Origin of the sequence: Streptomyces cyanogenus (genome assembly GCF_017526105.1) — a bacterium.
GTDB lineage: Bacteria > Actinomycetota > Actinomycetes > Streptomycetales > Streptomycetaceae > Streptomyces > Streptomyces cyanogenus.
On the sequence record NZ_CP071839.1, the window covers coordinates 5499521 to 5514930 of the forward strand.

The window sequence follows — 15410 nt, forward strand, 5'->3', positions numbered from 1 at the left end:
AGAGGACCCCCTTATGTCCTATCCGCTCGCCGCCCCCGCTCCCGCCGCACCACCCCACACCGGAGGCCTGCTCACTCTCGTCGACGGCACGGCCGGACTGCTCACGGTCGCCGCCGTGGGCATCGCGCTGCTCCTCTTCCTGATCATCAAGGTCAGGCTCCAGCCGTTCGTCGCCCTGCTCGGCGTCTCCATAGCCGTCGGCCTGCTGGCCGGCCTGTCGGTCACCGAACTCTTCGGCACGGTCCAGCGCTCGGACGCGGTGTCCACCATCGAGTCCGGCATGGGCGGCATCCTCGGCCACGTCGCGATCATCATCGGCCTCGGCACCATGCTCGGCGCCGTCCTGCAGGTCAGCGGAGGCGCGGAGGTGCTGGCCACGCGTCTGCTGGCCCTGTTCGGCGAGCGCCGAGCCCCCCTCGCGATGGGTCTGACCGGCCTGATCTTCGGCATCCCGGTCTTCTTCGACGTCGGCATCTTCGTCCTGGCGCCGATCGTCTACGCCGCCGCCAGACTCCCCGAGGACTCCGACGAGCCCCGTCCCGGGGGCACGCGCACCAGCAGGTCGATCCTCCTGTACTGCCTGCCCCTGCTGGCCGGCCTGTCCATGACCCACGCCTTCCTGCCCCCGCACCCGGGCCCGGTGGCCGCCGCCGGACTGCTCCACGTCGACCTCGGCTGGGTCATCCTCATGGGTGTCGTGTGCGGCATCCCCGCCGTGCTGGCCGCCTGGGTGTTCTCCGCGTGGATCGGCCGCCGCATCTTCGTCGCCGTGCCGCAGGACATGGTGGAGGCGGCGGCGGAGGCCAGGCAGGCCGTCCTCCGGGAACAGCGCGCCTCGGGTGCCGAGCCGAGCGAGGAGCCGGTGCCGCTGGGCACGGTCCTCGCCATCATCGGTACGCCGCTGATCCTGATCCTCGCCGCCACCTTCTCCTCGATCGCCCTCGACCCGTCCACCGGCCGCTCGGTCGTCGAGTTCTTCGGCCACCCCTTCGTCGCCCTGACGATCGCCCTCTTCCTCGCGTACTACCTGCTCGGCATCCGCCGCGGCTGGTCCCGCACGTCCCTGGAGACGGTGTCGACGGCCTCCCTGAAGCCGATCGGCAACATCCTGCTGGTCGTCGGCGCGGGCGGCGTCTTCGGCGCGGTGCTCAAGGCCAGCGGGGTCGCCCAGGCGCTGTCGGACACCTTCCACGACGTGGGCCTGCCGGTGATCGTCCTGTCGTACCTGATCGCGCTCGTCCTGCGGGTCGCCCAGGGCTCGGCGACGGTCGCGATCGTCACGACGGCGGGCATCGTGGCGCCGCTGCTGTCCGAGGGCCACCATTCCCAGGCCTTCGTCGCCCTCGTCATCATGGCCGTCTCCGCCGGCTCCATCTTCGCCTCGCACGTCAACGACGGCGGGTTCTGGATGGTGGCCAAGTACTTCGGCATCAGCGAGCGGGACACGCTGCGGACCTGGACGGTCCTGGAATCGGTGCTGTCACTGGCGGGGTTCGCGGTGGCGGCGGTGGTCAGCGTGTTCGTGAGCTGACTGGTTCCGGCACAGGGAAGTCGTCCATACTGCCGCCGTGGAGCAGCGCATAGGATCGAGCAGCAAGCCGACCGAGGCCGCGGAGCCGTCGAAGGCCGGGCCGTCGAAGGCCGGGCCGTTGAAGGCCGAGCCTGTGATGGGCGCCGGTTTCGACCCGGCCTTCGTCCCGGGGATCACGGGTCCGGCGCCGACGGACAAGGTGACGAAGTCGCCGGAGCCGAAGGGTCCGGAGGAGCCGTCTCCCCAACGGGCGTCCTCCGAACCGGTGTCACCCGAACCGGTGGCCTCCGAACCGGTGGCCTCCGAGTCGGTGACCTCCGGGTCGGCGTCCCCTGAACCGGTGGACGCCGATGAGGCGGACGGCGAGGACAGGGCCGACGGCCCGGTCTTCGAGGCGTCCGACCGCCGGGCGAGGATAGTGGCCGACCGCAAGGGCGTCCGCCTCAGCCTGGACGAGGAGGCCTGCGAGTTCCGCTGGGACGAGATCGCCGCGGTGGAGACGGAGTCGCCCCGCTTCGGCAAGCGCTACACGATCACCGTGCACACCCCTGACCGCCGCTGGTACCCGATCGAGATCGAGGCGGCGGCCAGGGCGCGCTTCAAGGAGTGGGACGAGCAGCTCGACGCGGTGCTCGACGCCTACTTCGAGGAGGCCTAGCCGCTAACTGCAGTACTGGGCGGCCTTGCCGATCGACCGGTACATGCAGTCGGCGTTCTCCAGCAGCTGCAACACAGCGTCCTTGTTACGGGAGGTCTCCCGCTCGATGACTTCGTCGGGCGGGTAGAACCCACCGTCCCAACTGGACGTCGGGTACATCTCGAAGGTGTAGTCGAAGATCTTGTGTACGCCCCAGAGATAGTCGTCGATGGACCCGTCGGTGATGTACAGGTCGCTGGCCTGCTCCGCCGTGTACCCGTTGCTGGCGGCCATCTTCTGGCCCACGGCCTTGAAGGCGGCGGCGTCGTCCGCGGTCATCCCGGTGGCGGTGTCGGAGTAGGTGTACCCGAACGGCCACAGCACCAGCTCGCTGTAGGTGTGGAAGTCGATCCCGGCCTTGATCTGCTGCTTGCCTCCGACGACCCGGCTGCGCACGAAGTCGGAGACGACCTTCACCTCGGGCGCGGACTCGGCGGCGGACCCACGGTAGGTCTCGGAGGACGTCGACCCCGACGACCCGCCGCAGCAGCCCCACTTGTAGTTCCAGTTCCGGTTGAGATCCGTACCGACGTACGAAGAGCCGGAGTTGGGCTGCCGGTTCTTCCGCCAGGACCGGTACGAACCGCTGGCGATGTCGTACTCCCCGCCGTCCGGGTTCAGATCGGGCACGATCCAGATCTCGCGGCTGTTGACGAGGTTGGTGATCCGCGAGTCGGACCCGTATCCCGCGCCGAGTTCGCGCAGCAGATACAGCGCCATCTCCACGGTCAGGTGCTCCCGCGCGTGCTGGTGGGCGGTGAACAGCACCTCGGGCTCGTTCTCGTCCGTCCCGACGTTGTCACTGACCTTGATCGCGACGATGTCCCGGCCCTGGTACGACTTACCGATCACCCGCTTGCTCATGATGCCCGGGTAGGCGGCGAGCCGCTGGTCGATCTCGGCGTTCGTCTCGGCGTAGTTGTGGTACTTCGAGTCGGCGCTGGGGAAGTCGTAGAGCCGCGCTCCGCCTCGCTGCGGCACGTCCCCCAACGGCTGTACGTCGTACCCCATCCGGCGCAGCCTGCTGATCTGCTCGGCCCGCCCGGAGACGACGACACTCTCCTCGTCGGCCTCGTCGACGGTGACGCCGGCCGCCTGAATGGCCGTACGCGTCACGCGGGTCGTGCTCTGCTGGATCTCGTACTGCCGGATGTCGTCATCGCCGGGTACGACCTTCCGGACGCCGTCGGCACTGGCGGACTGGCCTGCGGTGGCCGAGACGGGGGCGGCGAGGGCGAGGGCCAGCAGCGCGCCGAGAGCGGCGGTACGTCTGCCGCCGCGCGCGCCGGAGCCGCGGATGCGAAGTCGCATGAACTCTCCTTGTGGGGTGGAGGTGGGGTGTTCGCGTGCGACGTACGAGTGCGCTCCCACGGGGGCCTTGGGTGGGGCTTCCTGCGGAACCGCTGTGCGGGTTGGCGCTCATGGTGAGCGCTTGACGTGGCCGGGTCAACCCTGGACGCCGGGAACGACCGGAAACGGCGCGACGGGCCGACGGGTCCCTCAGTCGGCGGAGTGCCGCGCCTTCAGGGCTTCGATGAAGGGGGTGAAGGCACGGGCCGGGAAGGTGAGGGTGGCTCGGGTGGGGGCTTTGGAGTCGCGGATGGATATGTGGGTGTCCATGTCGGCGACTTCGACGCAGTCGTTGCCCTCACCTCCACCGGAGAAGGACGACTTCTTCCACGAGGTGTGGGTGGTCACCGGTCCTCACAGCTCCTTCGCCAACTGGTGGATGAGGTCGCGCGACCGCTCAGGGGACAGCGCCTGCCCCCTCACCTTACGGAACAGCCTGCGGAAGTGCTCCAGCTGTGCTTCCGAGTCGATGAACGCCGTGCCGTGCGGGGCGTCGCGCACGACGGTGTCCAGCCTGGGAACCGGTCCACCCAGGTGCACCATGGTGCTTCCGGCGCCCGCGAAGTCGTCCAGCGCGAAGGGGATGACCCGCACGGTGACGTGGTCCGCCTCCGACACCTCCAGGATGCGACTGAGCTGAGCCCGGGAAGCGGCGCGCCCGGCCACCCGGATGCGGAGTGCGGCCTCGTGGATCACCGTCTCGTACGGGATGGGGTCGGGCCCGTCGATGACGACCCTCCGCTTCATCCGGTGCTCCACCCGAAGGGCCACCTCGCTCTCGGGGAACTCCGGGTTCATGTAGGCGAAGAGAGCCTGGGCGTAGTCCTCCGTCTGGAGGAGCCCTGGCACGTGGATGACCGCCACGTCCTTGCGGAACCGCGCGTGATGGTCCAGCTCGGCCAGGTCCTGGTAGGCGGCGGGGAGGGTACCCCGGTACTCCTCCCACCAGCCGCGGGTCCGGTCCGTCGTCATGGCCACCAGCGCGTCGATCAAGGCCTGGTCGGTACAGGCGTAGTTGGCGGCGAGCCGACGTACTCGCTCCTCGCTCACCCCGGCGATGCCGGACTCGATCTGACTCATCTGAACGGAGTTCGTCCCGAGCAGGGCCGCTGCCTCCGTTGCCTTCAGCCCCGCGGCTTCGCGAAGTCTCCGCAGTTCCGCGCCCAGTCGAACCTGGCGTGCTGTGGGGTTCCGTCGTGCTGGCACGGCGACCTCTCTCCTCAACGACCGTGGCGAGGCGACTCGTTCGAGGGCAAGGTTACGCGACCGGCTTGCTGCGAATGAAATTTATGTCCTACCGTCAGTGACGTCTCGCACACGTAGCGGAAGCGCGCTGCGTCGTCCCGCCATGACGGCTGCGGCAATGCCACCGCGCGCGGAAACCTCACTCACCGACTGGAGCTGCCGAGCCATGCCCGAAAGCGAACCCGGGGACTACACCCTCTACATCCCCAACGACCCGAGAGCCGTGACCGTCTGCCGCCGCACCCTGCGCGCGATCCTGACGATGCACGGGCTGGCGGGACTGGTGGAGACGGCGGAACTCCTCGCGACCGAGCTGGTGTCGAACGCCGTGCGGCACACCAAGGGGCCGGCGGCGTTGCGGGTGCGGCGCTCCCCGGAGGGCGTGGTGTGGATCGGGGCGTGGGACACGGACCCCGCGCCACCGGAGCCGCCGGTGCCATTGGGGCGGGTGCTGGAGTCGAAGGAGGGGAGGGGGCTGGGGCTGGTGACTGCGAACTTGCGGCGGCGTAGCTCGTTGATCACCTGGATGGAAAGGAGAGCTGATGGTCGGCTCGTCGCATGAGGCGCTGCACCGGATCTTCCAGAAGGATCCGACGCTGCTGACGAAGGCGTTACAGAAGGTGCTGCACGTTCCGTTCCCCGAGCCCAGGGAGATCGCCGCGCTGAACGTGGATCTCACCGAGATCGAACCGGTCGAGCGCCGTGTGGACACGTTGCTGCGGGCGGAGACGGACGAGGGCACCTACCTGCTCGTGGTCGAGTCGCAGGGGAAGGTGGACGACCGGAAGCGGGGCAGTTGGCCGTACTACCTGTCGTACCTGTACGAGAAGTACCGGTGCGAGCCGGTGCTCATCGTCATCACGCAGAGCAGTGCTACGGCGAGGTGGGCCTCGCGTCCGATCCGGCTCGGTTTCCCGGGGTGGGACTCGCTGACGGTGCGTCCGCTGGTGCTGGGGCCGGACAACGTGCCGGTGATCGCGGATGAGCGGCAGGCCGAGCGGGACGTCCCTCTTGCGGTGCTGTCGGCGATGACACACGGGCGTGGTCCGCAGGCTCCGGCCATACTGGAATCCCTGGCATCCGCCCTGCGGACCATCGACCCCGACAGTGCCGCGGTCTTCGTGCAGTTCGTCGACTCGTGCCTGGCCGACCCCCAGGCGAAGCAGATGTGGAGGGAATTGATGACGGCGATCCAGTACTTCTGGCGACACCCGCTGGCCGAGCAGGTACGGGAAGAGGGACGGGAGCAGGGCTTGGAGCAGGGCCTGGAGCAGGGCCGCGTCCAGGACCGCCAGGAAATGACCCTCCGCATCCTGGAATGGCGCGGCATCCCGGTGTCCGACGCCGTCCGGAAGCGGGTGCTGGCCTGCGCGGACCTCGGCCAACTGGAGGTCTGGGCCCAGCGCGCCGTCCACGCGGCCGAGGCGACGGAGTTGTTCACCGAGGAGTGAGCACGTGACCGTCGGGCTGCTCGCTTCCCGGCCAGTGTCGGGCTTCCACGGTCCGCGTCAAGGGCGCTACGTGTCGCCTTCGGCGATGGCCCTCCGGCCCACCCTTGACCCGGCCCGCTCCAGCCTGGTCAAGAAGCGAGCGAGCAGCCCGAAACAACGGTGGCCCAGCCCGGCACCGGGCCCTTGGGCATGCCGAGCAGCACCGTGGGAGGGGGTGCGCGGTCGCGCCTCGCCAGCGCGCCGGGTGAGCCAAGCGGCTTCCGGCCCGGTGAGCGGGGGCGCCCCAGCACCTCGCCGGCACCCCGGGCCGGCTTGGCGGCCAACGGCCGGTGGTGGTGGGGGTGATTGGCGGATTTGTTCCGGGAGGTGTAGGGAGAGGTGAAGGCTGGGGTCGTCCGGAGACCTCACTGCGTGGCCCAGATCCGCCAATCACTGCCGGCCCGGAACGTTTTTCGTCGACCACGAGGCGGTTCGCCACGTTCGCTCGAACTCTTCAGGGCTGATCGAAGAAGCTGAGAACTCTGGCTGGCTAGCCACATCAACGATCGATCCCACGGGCACTTCCCTCAGACCGATCTCAGCGGACTCGTGAAATTTCTCGGCCTTCAGTGCTCCGTCGGCGGCAACTTCCTGCGGCGCTGTTTCCCGCAGGAAGTCTAACGCGACGGTAAGAGACCAACGAAGGCTGACATCCTGGGTGATTAGCCTGCGTAGATCCCTCGTGGTGAGAGGTAACGCTCGATATGTGACGCCAGATCCTCGAGCCACACGAACTCACCATCAGGGATTGCGGACGGTCCGCCCGGAACGCGGAAAGCCCCAGCGATGACATCGATGGTTAATCCCGTCACGTCTAGACTCCCGGTGCCAGATTCGGATGGAGGCACGGGCCACCCCAGGACGGGTGGCCTTCAGTGTTTAGAGGAAGGGCGTGAAGACGCGGTGGGGGGTGGCGGACGAGCTAGGCTTCGGCGCTGACCGGGGATGGGGGCCCCAGTCGCAGGTGCCGTCGACTCATACTTCGTTGGCGTACGCTGTGAGTTTCGAGATGAAGGCGACTTCAGCGGTGGCGCTGAGCTGCATCGTGGACGACGACACATTGAGGATGATGCCGTCCTCTCTGTGCAGGGACATGTCTGCGTTTACATCAGTTCCGAAGCCTTCCAGAGTGAGCGATCGGAGCCCGCTGAATGAAACCTCGATTTGCACGGTATTGAATCCCTGCGCCTTCCATTTTTTCGGAGGTTGATCAGGATAGCGGGGGAGGTCAAGGCGCAGCTTCAGTGTCGGCCCATCCTCGTTTAGGACCACCTCGCGCACATGTACCCCGGTCAGTTCCGGGGCACTCCCCTGGTAAACGGCGTCGATTCCTTGTGAAGATTGCAAAAACGATGTCCATGACATATGGATTCGGCCTCGTGATTCGGCGGTTCAGTACTCATAGTGCTGTGCAGTTCCCGGGACCTTACCAGTCCTAGGGTTTTCCCACGGGCGGACGTTGAAGTGTGGCCCCTGATCGCCTACGCCGCCTTCACCGTAGTAGTGCCCGTACCCGTGATCTTGGATGATCACCTTACTCCCGTCGCTTCGTGTATAGACATACTCTCGCGTCATTACCGGATTGTGTGAAGCATCCATGACCTGCTGTCCCGTGCGGTCTGTCATGGGTACCCTGCGAATCTCGTCTGGTTGCTGAGACATAGGGATATCCAAGTCACGCTTCGCATCCCTGAAGGCCGCATTGCGACTGCTTGAGCGCTTGTGTGAAAGGTTTTCGGAGCATCCTTCCTTCGGTGCAAGTCCGAGAGGGTCGCTCCAGGTGTGCGGGTTATCGATATAAGTAGATGGATTGGGGGCGGGTGCCAGTCCGAGTGGGTCCGGGGTCAGGTAGCGGGCGGTTTCGGGGTCGTAGTGGCGGAAGTAGTTGTAGTGGAGGCCGGTTTCCGGGTCGTAGTACTGGCCCGGGAAGCGTAGGGGTGTGTAGGTGGTGCTGTTGGTCGACCACGCTGTTGTTCCCCACAGGGTGCTGCGGGTGTGCCAGGCGATGGCGCCCTGTTCGTCGACCAGTTCGTTCGGGGTGCCGATGAGGTCGGTGACGATCGCGAAGAAGCGGGAGTCGATTTCGTGCTGGGGGGCGTCGGCCGGGGTGATGCGTTCCGTCTGGGCCAAGGGGCGCAGGCCTTGGTGGTCCCAGGTGAGGGTGACCGGGTGGGGGAGATCGGCGGACGTTGTCGTCTGTTCGCAGAGCGTCGTGCCGTCCCAGGTGAAGTCCACCCGCTCCACGACCGTCTCGCCGTCGTCTGCGAGACGGAGTTTTGCCGTGCGGCGGCCCAGCGGGTCGTAGGTGTAGCGCCAGCGGGTGCCGTCGGGGGTCACCACTGAGGTCAGGCGGTCCTCGGCGTCCCATTCGTAGCGCCAGGTGTCCGGTTTGCGGGACAGGCGGGTTTTCTGGCGGAGGGTGATGCGGCCCAGGGCGTCGTGTTCGTAGCGGACGTTGCCTGCCCGGGTGATGCGGGTGCCCGTGTACGCGCGCGGGCCCCTTGACTCTGCGCCCGGGTGGTCCGAGGGCCAGGATGCCTCGGTCTGGTTGCCTGCCTCGTCGTAGGCGTACCGCTCCGTCCAGCCTGCCGCGTGGACCGCTGTGACTCGGCCGGCTGCGTCGAGGTCGAAGCGGCGGGTGCCGGACAGGTGGTCGTCGATGCCGATCAGGTTGCCGTCGGGGCGGTAGGTGTACGTCCGGTGCTGGAGCCGGTGGCCTTGCGCGCCGGTCACGGACTGGGCCGTCAGGCGGCCCGACACGTCGAAGGTGTGGTCCAGTCTGACCGTTCCGGCGATGTGGCGGGTCAGTTCACGGCCTGCCTCGTCGTAGGTGAAGTCGATGGTCCGGCCGGAGGCGACCATGCCTGTGCGGCGGCCCGCCGCGTCGTACGACCATGTCGTCGAGGCCCCGCTCGGTGTGGTGCGGCCCGTGCGGCGTCCCAGGGTGTCGTAGGTGTACGTCACCGTGCGACCGTCGACCGTTTCCGAGTGCAGGCGGCCGTGGCGGTCCCGCAGCAGCGTCAGGGTCGTGCCGTCGGGGCCCACAGCGTGTGCCAGTTGGTCGGTCAGGTCGTAGGCATAGGTCGTGTGCCGGCCGTTGGTTTTCTTGCGGAGGACCTGGCCGAGTTCGTTGCGCTCGAAGGACGTCACCTCGCCGAGCGCGTTGCGCCGTGAGGCCAGGCGGCCCGCCGCGTCGTACGCGTACTCCAGGGCGCGGTCGTCGAAGTCCGTCTCCCGCACCAGGCGGCCGGCCGCGTCGTACTCGTACTCCCACGTCAGGCCCTGTGGGTTCGTGACGGTCGTCAGACGTAGTTCCGTGTCGTGGGCGAATTCGTAGCGGACGCCGTCCGGGGTCGTGCGTGCCGTCAGCAGGTCGAAATGGGTGTACTCGAAGCGGCTGACCCCGCCGAGAGGGTCCGTGTGGCTCGTGCAGTTGCCCTCCCCGTCGTACGTCCACGTCTCAGTGGTGCCGTCGGGGGCCGTGCGGCGGGTCAGCCGGCCTTCGAGTGACCATTCCAGGTGGGTCGTGGCGCCCGTGGGGTCCGTGATGGTGGTCGGGAGGCCCAGTGCGTTGCGCTCGTAGCGTGTGGTCGCGCCCAGCGGGTCCGTCACCTCCGTCGGGAGGCCCGCTCGGTCGCAGACGACCGTCGTGGTCGCGCCCAGCTGGTCGGTCACCGACGTGAGGTGGCCGGCTTCCGTGTACGTGAAGCGGGTCGTCCCGCCCGCCGGGTCCGTGACCGAGGTGCGGTTGCCCCGGTCGTCGTACGTCTGGCGGATCACCGTGCCGTCCGGGTTCACCACCTTCACCGGCAGGCCCAGGTCGTTGTACTCCGCCCGCGCCTCGCGGCCGTCCGGGCGGACCACCCGCGTGAGGTTGCCCGACCCGTCGTACTCGAAGGTGGTCGTGTGGCCGAGGGGGTCTGTCGTGGACAGCAGGCGGTTGTAACGGTCGCGGACGTGCCGCGTCGTCGCGCCCAACGGGTCGGTCTCCGCCACCACCTGCCAGGCGTCATTCACCAGGTAGCGGCGCTCGTGTCCCTCGGCCGTCCTTGCCGTCGTCGTGCGCAGGCCCGTCGTCGGGTCCGGGGCGCCGTACGTCAGGCGCAGCGCCATGTGACCCGCCGAGCCGCCCTCCGCGATGCAGCGGTCCTGGTCGTCGTACTCGTACGTGTAGCTGCGGTCGTTCGTGTCCGTCCAGGAGGTGACGCGTCCCCGCTCGTCGTACGTGAAGCGGAGCGGCAGGCCCGAGGAGTTGACGACCTCCGTGAGGTTGCCGTCCGTGTAGCCGAAGCGTCTCAGTTCCTCGCCGGTCGCGGTCAGGTGGTACGCCGTGATGCGGCCCGATTCCGTCGTGATGCGGACGCCTTGGCCGGCGCTGTTGTACACGCCCACGGGAGTGCCTTCGGCGTCGTACTCGAAGGTGATCCAGTTGCCGTTGCGGTCGTCGATCTGTTCCAGGACCGCGAGGTCGGGGCCTCGGTCGGTGAAGTGCCAGGTGCGGTGGGTGCGGGGGTCGGTGATGGTGTAGCCGCCGTCGACCCGGTCCAGGGGGAGGCGGGGGCCGTGGCTGGGGAGGGTGGGCAGGCCGGGGGCGGGGTGGGGGTAGGACAGGAGGAGGCCGTCCTCCGTGACGTGGACGACTCCTTCCGCGTCGATCTCCAGGCGCTGGTCCAGGGTGGAGGACCAGGACGGACCGAACCAGCGGCCCAGGTGGTAGCCGGATTCCACCCGTCGGGTCAGGACCAAGGGCAGCGCGCCGGGGAGGGTCACGTCCGTCTGCGGCAGGTACATCTTGCCGGTGGCGAGGTCGACGGGGTCGGTGCCCTTGCTTTCCACCGCGTCGCCGGTACGGGAGGGCTGCTGTGGGTCCTCGTCCACCCGGTCCCGGGCCGTCTTCCCGGCCGCGCCTTCAGCCCCCGCCCGTGCCTCTTTCCGTGCCGCCGCTTCCGCTGCCTGACGGGTCAGACCCGCCTTCGCCGCATCCCGGGCCAGCCCCGCTTCCAGTCCGGCACCGTCGCCGAGGAAGAACTGGGGAGCCATGCGTCCGCCGAACTCGGACGGGTCCTTGCGGAACTCGTCCCACATGGTCTTCGCGGTGCGTTCGGGGTGGGCGACGGTGGAGACCAGGCCGGAGAGCGTCATGCTGACGTTCTGCATGTACGCGGCCGGGTGGGTGAGGTTGTAGGGGTCCACCGGGTTCAGGCCGCGGACGAAGGTGAGCAGGCCGGCGGTGCCCTTGACGACGCCTCCGGCGAAGTGGGTGAGTTCGATGCCGGTGGAGAGCGCGCCGTCCTTCAGGTCGCCCTTGAGACGGTCCAGGGGCGGGGGCTCGGCGGGGGCGTGGGCGAGTGCCGCCTTCACCTTGCCCTGCGCCTCCGTGGCGGAGGTGTTGCGCTGTTTGCGGGCCTCGGCGAGCTTGTGCCGGGCGGCCTGGACATCGGCCTTGCCCGGATCCTGGAACTTCCCCGGATCCGGGCCGGGGTCCTCGCCCGCGTCCACCTTGGCGTTGTACGTCTCGACGTCCTTCTGGTACGTCTCGAACGCGGTCTTGGACGCCTTCTCGCCCTTCTTGTAGAGCTCCACGGCCTCCCGCGCCTGGCCCTGCGCCCACGTCACCGTGTCGGCGTACGACTCCAGCGCCTCCGCCGCGCTCTTGCACGCCTCGGCCGCCTGCGCCCACTTGGCGGGGTGGACGCCGAACTTCTCACGGAAGGCGTCCCCGCCCTCGCCCTTCCAGCCTGAGGAGTCGACCTTCTTCAGCCCCGCGCTGACCTTGTCGAACGCGCCGTGGAAGTCGCGCAGGTGCCCCGCGGCCTCACGGATCTTCGCCGGGTCGCCGTGGACGAGTTCGTTCGCCTGCTCGGTCTGGCCCAGCTGCTGCTCGCCCGGCGTCGCGCCGAGGTCGGAGGCGACCCCGTCGCCCCAGTCCTCCACCACGTCGGCCCACTTGTGCGCCCCGACCTTGTCCAGGCCCTCGCCGACCTTGTCCGTGGCCCAGTCGACGCCCTCGCCGAGCTTCTTCTTGCCCTTGTCGTAGAGGTTCTCCGCGCCGCCCAGGAACGCGTTGGTCACATCCCCCATGCCCATCAGCGCTCACCACCCTGCTGCCCGGCGGCCTGCTGCTCGGCCGCAGCCCGGGCACGGGCCTCGGGGGACGGACCGAGCCCGTCGTCCAGCACCTGGTCGTACTGCTCGTCCGAGAGCCCGACCAGGCCATGCACATCCGCCGGGTTCAACCCCGGCAGACCGACCGTGTGCGAGGTCATCACATCCCGCGTGGCGTCCTTCCAGCCCTGCTTGCTGTTGGCCCACGCCTCCTCGAAGGACTCCTGGCTGTAGTCCACCGTCCTGCCCGAGGCGGCGATCTCGCCGTAGCCCATCTTCTGCACGTCCTCCTCCGAGGCGTACGGATTACCGACGGCAGCGTTCTCGGCCACCTTCAGCGTGCCCTCGACGTACTGGTCCGTCTGGTAGTACGTGCCCGCCGCCAGACCCGTACTGACCGCGAAGCTGTTGCCCTCGTGGATCAGCGACCGCACGCCCCACTCCCAGCGCTCGCAGAACGACGTGAACTCTCCCGTCAGCCCCTCGTGCCCCAACTCCAGGCCCGACAACGCGATCTCACCGAAACCCCGCCCGGCACCGGACGTACCGAACCCGCCCAGCTCCTTCAACTCACCCAGCGCATCGGTCAGCCCCTTGGCGATCAGAGCGAGCCCCTGCGTCGCCAGATCCTTGCCGCCCCCGGTCACCGCGCCTCCCCCGTCCCGCTCTCCACGTCCACCGCCACCGCATCCGGCACGATCCCCCGCACCGGCGGAAAGACCATCCCGTCCTCACCGTCCGCACAGTCCAACGCCACCCCGCACGGCACCCCGGCAGCCGGCACCACCGCATCCAGCAGACGCGCACCCAGCCACCGCTGATACGCCCACTCCCGGCCGCCCTCGCCCCGCGCCAGCGCGAAACGCGCCAGAGCCGACTCGTTCGAGAACGCGTAGATCCAGCGGACACCACCGAAATCGCCCGTCAAAGGCGCGTCGTCCCCGTCCACCGGCACCAGCACCGCCGTACGACGGAACTCACCCAGCAACACGGCGAACTCGCGCCGCCGGTGGTCGGTTCCGTCGGATGCCTCCTGTGAGGCGGCCTCGGTCAGGTCCCCGTAGTCATACAGGCGTGACCTGCGCGCATGCCCCGTCGAGGCTGTGTGTCCCCCGTGTTCAGCCATGTCCGGGATCATCACACCGGGCTGGCGGCGAGGGCAAAAGGGATGCCGGCGTGACCGATCGAGTTCGGCCGTCGTCCGCGCACACGACAGCGCCCGGACCGAAAGGCCCGGGCGCTCGGAGTATGCAGAGGCTCACGTCACGGCAGGGCGTGTACGTGTGCTCCCACCGGGTTCGACCAGGCGTTGCCCGACGTCGCGTCCCAGTTCGTGGACCAGGTCATCGCGCCGCGCAGGGCGGGGTAGGTCTTGGACGGCTTGAAGGCGCCGCAGTTCGTGCCGGCCGTCAGGCAGTCCAGGGCGTTGTCGACCACGGTGGGGGAGACGTAGCCGCTGCCCGCCGCGCGGGTGGAGGCCGGCAGGCCCAGGCCGACCTGGGACGGGGAGAGGCCGCCCTCCAGCTGGATGCAGGCGAGGGCGGTCAGGAAGTCGACCGTGCCCTGGCTGTACACCTTGCCGTCGCAGCCCAGCATGGAACCGCTGTTGTAGTACTGCATGTTGACGACCGTGAGGATGTCCTTGACGTTCAGGGCCGTCTGGAAGTAGGAGTTCGACGTCGACTGCATGTCGATCGTCTGCGGGGCCATGGTGATGATCAGGGACGAGCCCGCCTTCGTCGACAGGGCGCGCAGGGCCTGGGTCATGTAGGTCGCGTTGAGGCCGTTCTCCAGGTCGATGTCGACGCCGTCGAAGCCGTACGTCTGCATCAGCGAGTAGACCGAGTCGGCGAAGTTCGCGGCCGATGCGGCGTCGTTGACCGACACCGAGCCCTTCTCACCGCCGACCGAGACGATGACCTTCCTGCCGGCCGCCTGCTTGGCCTTGATGTCCGCCTTGAACTGGTCGACGGTGTAGCCGCCCAGACCGGCGGAGTCCAGGGTGAAGGAGACGGCTCCCGGGGTCGACGCCGCGTCGGCGAAGGCCACCGCGATGATGTCGTAGGACGACGGGACGTCCGAGAGTTTCTGGACCGTGGCGCCGTTGTTGAAGTTCTGCCAGTAGCCGGTCACCGCGTGCTTGGGGAGTGTCCCGCCTCCGCCGCCCGTGCCGGAGGTCGTCGTCCCGGTCACCGTCGCGGACTTCGCCGACTCGCCCGCCGCGTTGGTCGCCGTGACCTGGAAGGAGTACGACGTGGCGGCGGCCAGGCCGGTGATCGTCGCCGAGGTGCCCGTCACGGCCGTGACCTTGGTGCCGTTCCGGTAGACGTTGTAGCCCGTCGCACCCGACACCGCCGACCAGGACAGGGAGACCGAGGAGGAGGTCGTACCGGTCACGGAGAGGCCGGACGGGGCCGCCGGGACCGTCGGGGCCGGGTCGCCGCCTCCGCCGCCGTCGGGGCCGTAGACCGAGACGTCGTCGGCGTAGTAGGCCGCCTGGCCGTACCAGCCGTGGGTGTAGACCGTGACCGAGGTCGTCGAGGCGCCGGTCGTGAAGGTCGTCGACAGCTGCTTCCAGGACGACGAGTCGGGGGTCCACGTCGAGACGTCCGTCGTGCCGGTGCCGGTCACGCCCAGGTAGGAGTAGCCGCCCTCGACCCAGGCGCTCAGCGTGTACGTCGAGTTGGGCTTGACCGCCACCGACTGGGTGCACCGGGCGTTGTCCTGGCCCGACGGGGTCGCCTTCAGGGCCGCGGTGCCCCCGTGTACCGGGGAGGTGACCGTCGTGCCGCTGCCTGCCGTACACGTCCAGTTGGCCAGGCCCGACTCGAAGCCCGCGTTCTTCACGTTGTTGACGTCCGCGGCGGACGCGGGGCCGGCCGTGGCGAGGCCCGCGACCGAGAGGGCCAGGGCGGTGGCGGCGGACCATGCCGCGAGCCGCCGTCCGCGGGGTCTGGGTATGCCTGGTGCGCGGTCCACTGGAGCCTCCGTG

Annotated in this window: 13 protein-coding genes; 4 read left to right on the forward strand and 9 right to left on the reverse strand. The window is 68.6% G+C overall.

Features of this window, described 5'->3' with window-relative positions:
- Positions 1-13: 13 nt before the first annotated feature.
- Positions 14-1531, forward strand: coding sequence for a GntP family permease (locus S1361_RS24890; protein WP_208033989.1), 1518 nt, complete (start codon positions 14-16; stop codon positions 1529-1531).
- 37 nt (positions 1532-1568) lie between these two features.
- Positions 1569-2189 (forward strand): hypothetical protein, encoded by a 621-nt coding sequence (locus tag S1361_RS24895; RefSeq protein WP_425087235.1) that lies wholly within the window; start codon positions 1569-1571, stop codon positions 2187-2189.
- 3 nt (positions 2190-2192) lie between these two features.
- Here the strand turns inward: S1361_RS24895 and S1361_RS24900 are convergent, their stop codons facing one another.
- The 3 genes from S1361_RS24900 to S1361_RS24910 form a co-directional block, all read right to left on the reverse strand.
- Positions 2193-3539, reverse strand: a complete 1347-nt coding sequence (locus S1361_RS24900; protein WP_208033990.1) for a M14 family metallopeptidase — start codon at positions 3537-3539, stop codon at positions 2193-2195.
- Between the two features lie 189 nt (positions 3540-3728).
- A complete protein-coding gene (locus S1361_RS24905) occupies positions 3729-3926 on the reverse strand; it encodes a DUF397 domain-containing protein (protein ID WP_208033991.1) in 198 nt (65 codons plus the stop codon).
- Between the two features lie 6 nt (positions 3927-3932).
- Entirely contained in the window at positions 3933-4784 is an 852-nt protein-coding gene (locus tag S1361_RS24910) for a helix-turn-helix domain-containing protein (protein ID WP_208033992.1), read from the reverse strand.
- A gap of 205 nt (positions 4785-4989) precedes the next feature.
- Between S1361_RS24910 and S1361_RS24915 the strand changes: the two genes are divergently transcribed.
- Together S1361_RS24915 and S1361_RS24920 are read left to right on the forward strand one after the other, a co-directional pair.
- Positions 4990-5385 carry an ATP-binding protein gene (locus S1361_RS24915; protein ID WP_243769290.1) on the forward strand — a complete coding sequence of 132 codons (396 nt, stop codon included), beginning with the start codon at positions 4990-4992 and terminating at the stop codon, positions 5383-5385.
- A complete protein-coding gene (locus S1361_RS24920) occupies positions 5366-6274 on the forward strand; it encodes a hypothetical protein (protein WP_208033993.1) in 909 nt (302 codons plus the stop codon). The genes S1361_RS24915 and S1361_RS24920 overlap by 20 nt, the downstream gene beginning before the upstream one ends.
- 429 nt (positions 6275-6703) lie before the next feature.
- Here S1361_RS24920 and S1361_RS40370 read toward each other — a convergent pair whose 3' ends face one another.
- The 6 genes from S1361_RS40370 to S1361_RS24945 all read right to left on the reverse strand — a co-directional run bounded on the left by S1361_RS40370 (position 6704) and on the right by S1361_RS24945 (position 15397).
- Positions 6704-7042, reverse strand: a complete 339-nt coding sequence (locus S1361_RS40370) for a DUF6881 domain-containing protein (protein WP_425087238.1) — start codon at positions 7040-7042, stop codon at positions 6704-6706.
- A gap of 246 nt (positions 7043-7288) precedes the next feature.
- A complete protein-coding gene (locus tag S1361_RS24925) occupies positions 7289-7660 on the reverse strand; it encodes an Imm50 family immunity protein (RefSeq protein WP_208033994.1) in 372 nt (123 codons plus the stop codon).
- A 45-nt stretch (positions 7661-7705) separates the two neighbouring features.
- Positions 7706-12400, reverse strand: a complete 4695-nt coding sequence (locus tag S1361_RS24930) for a putative T7SS-secreted protein (protein WP_208033995.1) — start codon at positions 12398-12400, stop codon at positions 7706-7708.
- A complete protein-coding gene (locus S1361_RS24935; RefSeq protein WP_208033996.1) occupies positions 12400-13065 on the reverse strand; it encodes a hypothetical protein in 666 nt (221 codons plus the stop codon). Before S1361_RS24935 ends, S1361_RS24930 begins: the two co-directional genes overlap by 1 nt.
- Complete coding sequence (locus tag S1361_RS24940; protein WP_208033997.1) at positions 13062-13556, reverse strand: hypothetical protein; 495 nt, start codon at positions 13554-13556, stop codon at positions 13062-13064. The genes S1361_RS24935 and S1361_RS24940 overlap by 4 nt, the downstream gene beginning before the upstream one ends.
- Positions 13557-13681: 125 nt before the next feature.
- Positions 13682-15397, reverse strand: a complete 1716-nt coding sequence (locus tag S1361_RS24945; protein ID WP_208033998.1) for a chitinase — start codon at positions 15395-15397, stop codon at positions 13682-13684.
- Positions 15398-15410: the final 13 nt, after the last annotated feature.

What these genes read in the sequence shown, in the direction of transcription:
- S1361_RS24890 (WP_208033989.1), top strand. Translation starts at nt 14, where the DNA reads ATGTCCTATCCGCTCGCCGCCCCCGCTCCCGCCGCACCACCCCACACC.
- S1361_RS24900 (WP_208033990.1), bottom strand. Translation starts at nt 3,539, where the DNA reads ATGCGACTTCGCATCCGCGGCTCCGGCGCGCGCGGCGGCAGACGTACC.
- S1361_RS24915 (WP_243769290.1), top strand. Translation starts at nt 4,990, where the DNA reads ATGCCCGAAAGCGAACCCGGGGACTACACCCTCTACATCCCCAACGAC.
- S1361_RS24920 (WP_208033993.1), top strand. Translation starts at nt 5,366, where the DNA reads ATGGTCGGCTCGTCGCATGAGGCGCTGCACCGGATCTTCCAGAAGGAT.
- S1361_RS24930 (WP_208033995.1), bottom strand. Translation starts at nt 12,400, where the DNA reads ATGGGCATGGGGGATGTGACCAACGCGTTCCTGGGCGGCGCGGAGAAC.
- S1361_RS24940 (WP_208033997.1), bottom strand. Translation starts at nt 13,556, where the DNA reads ATGATCCCGGACATGGCTGAACACGGGGGACACACAGCCTCGACGGGG.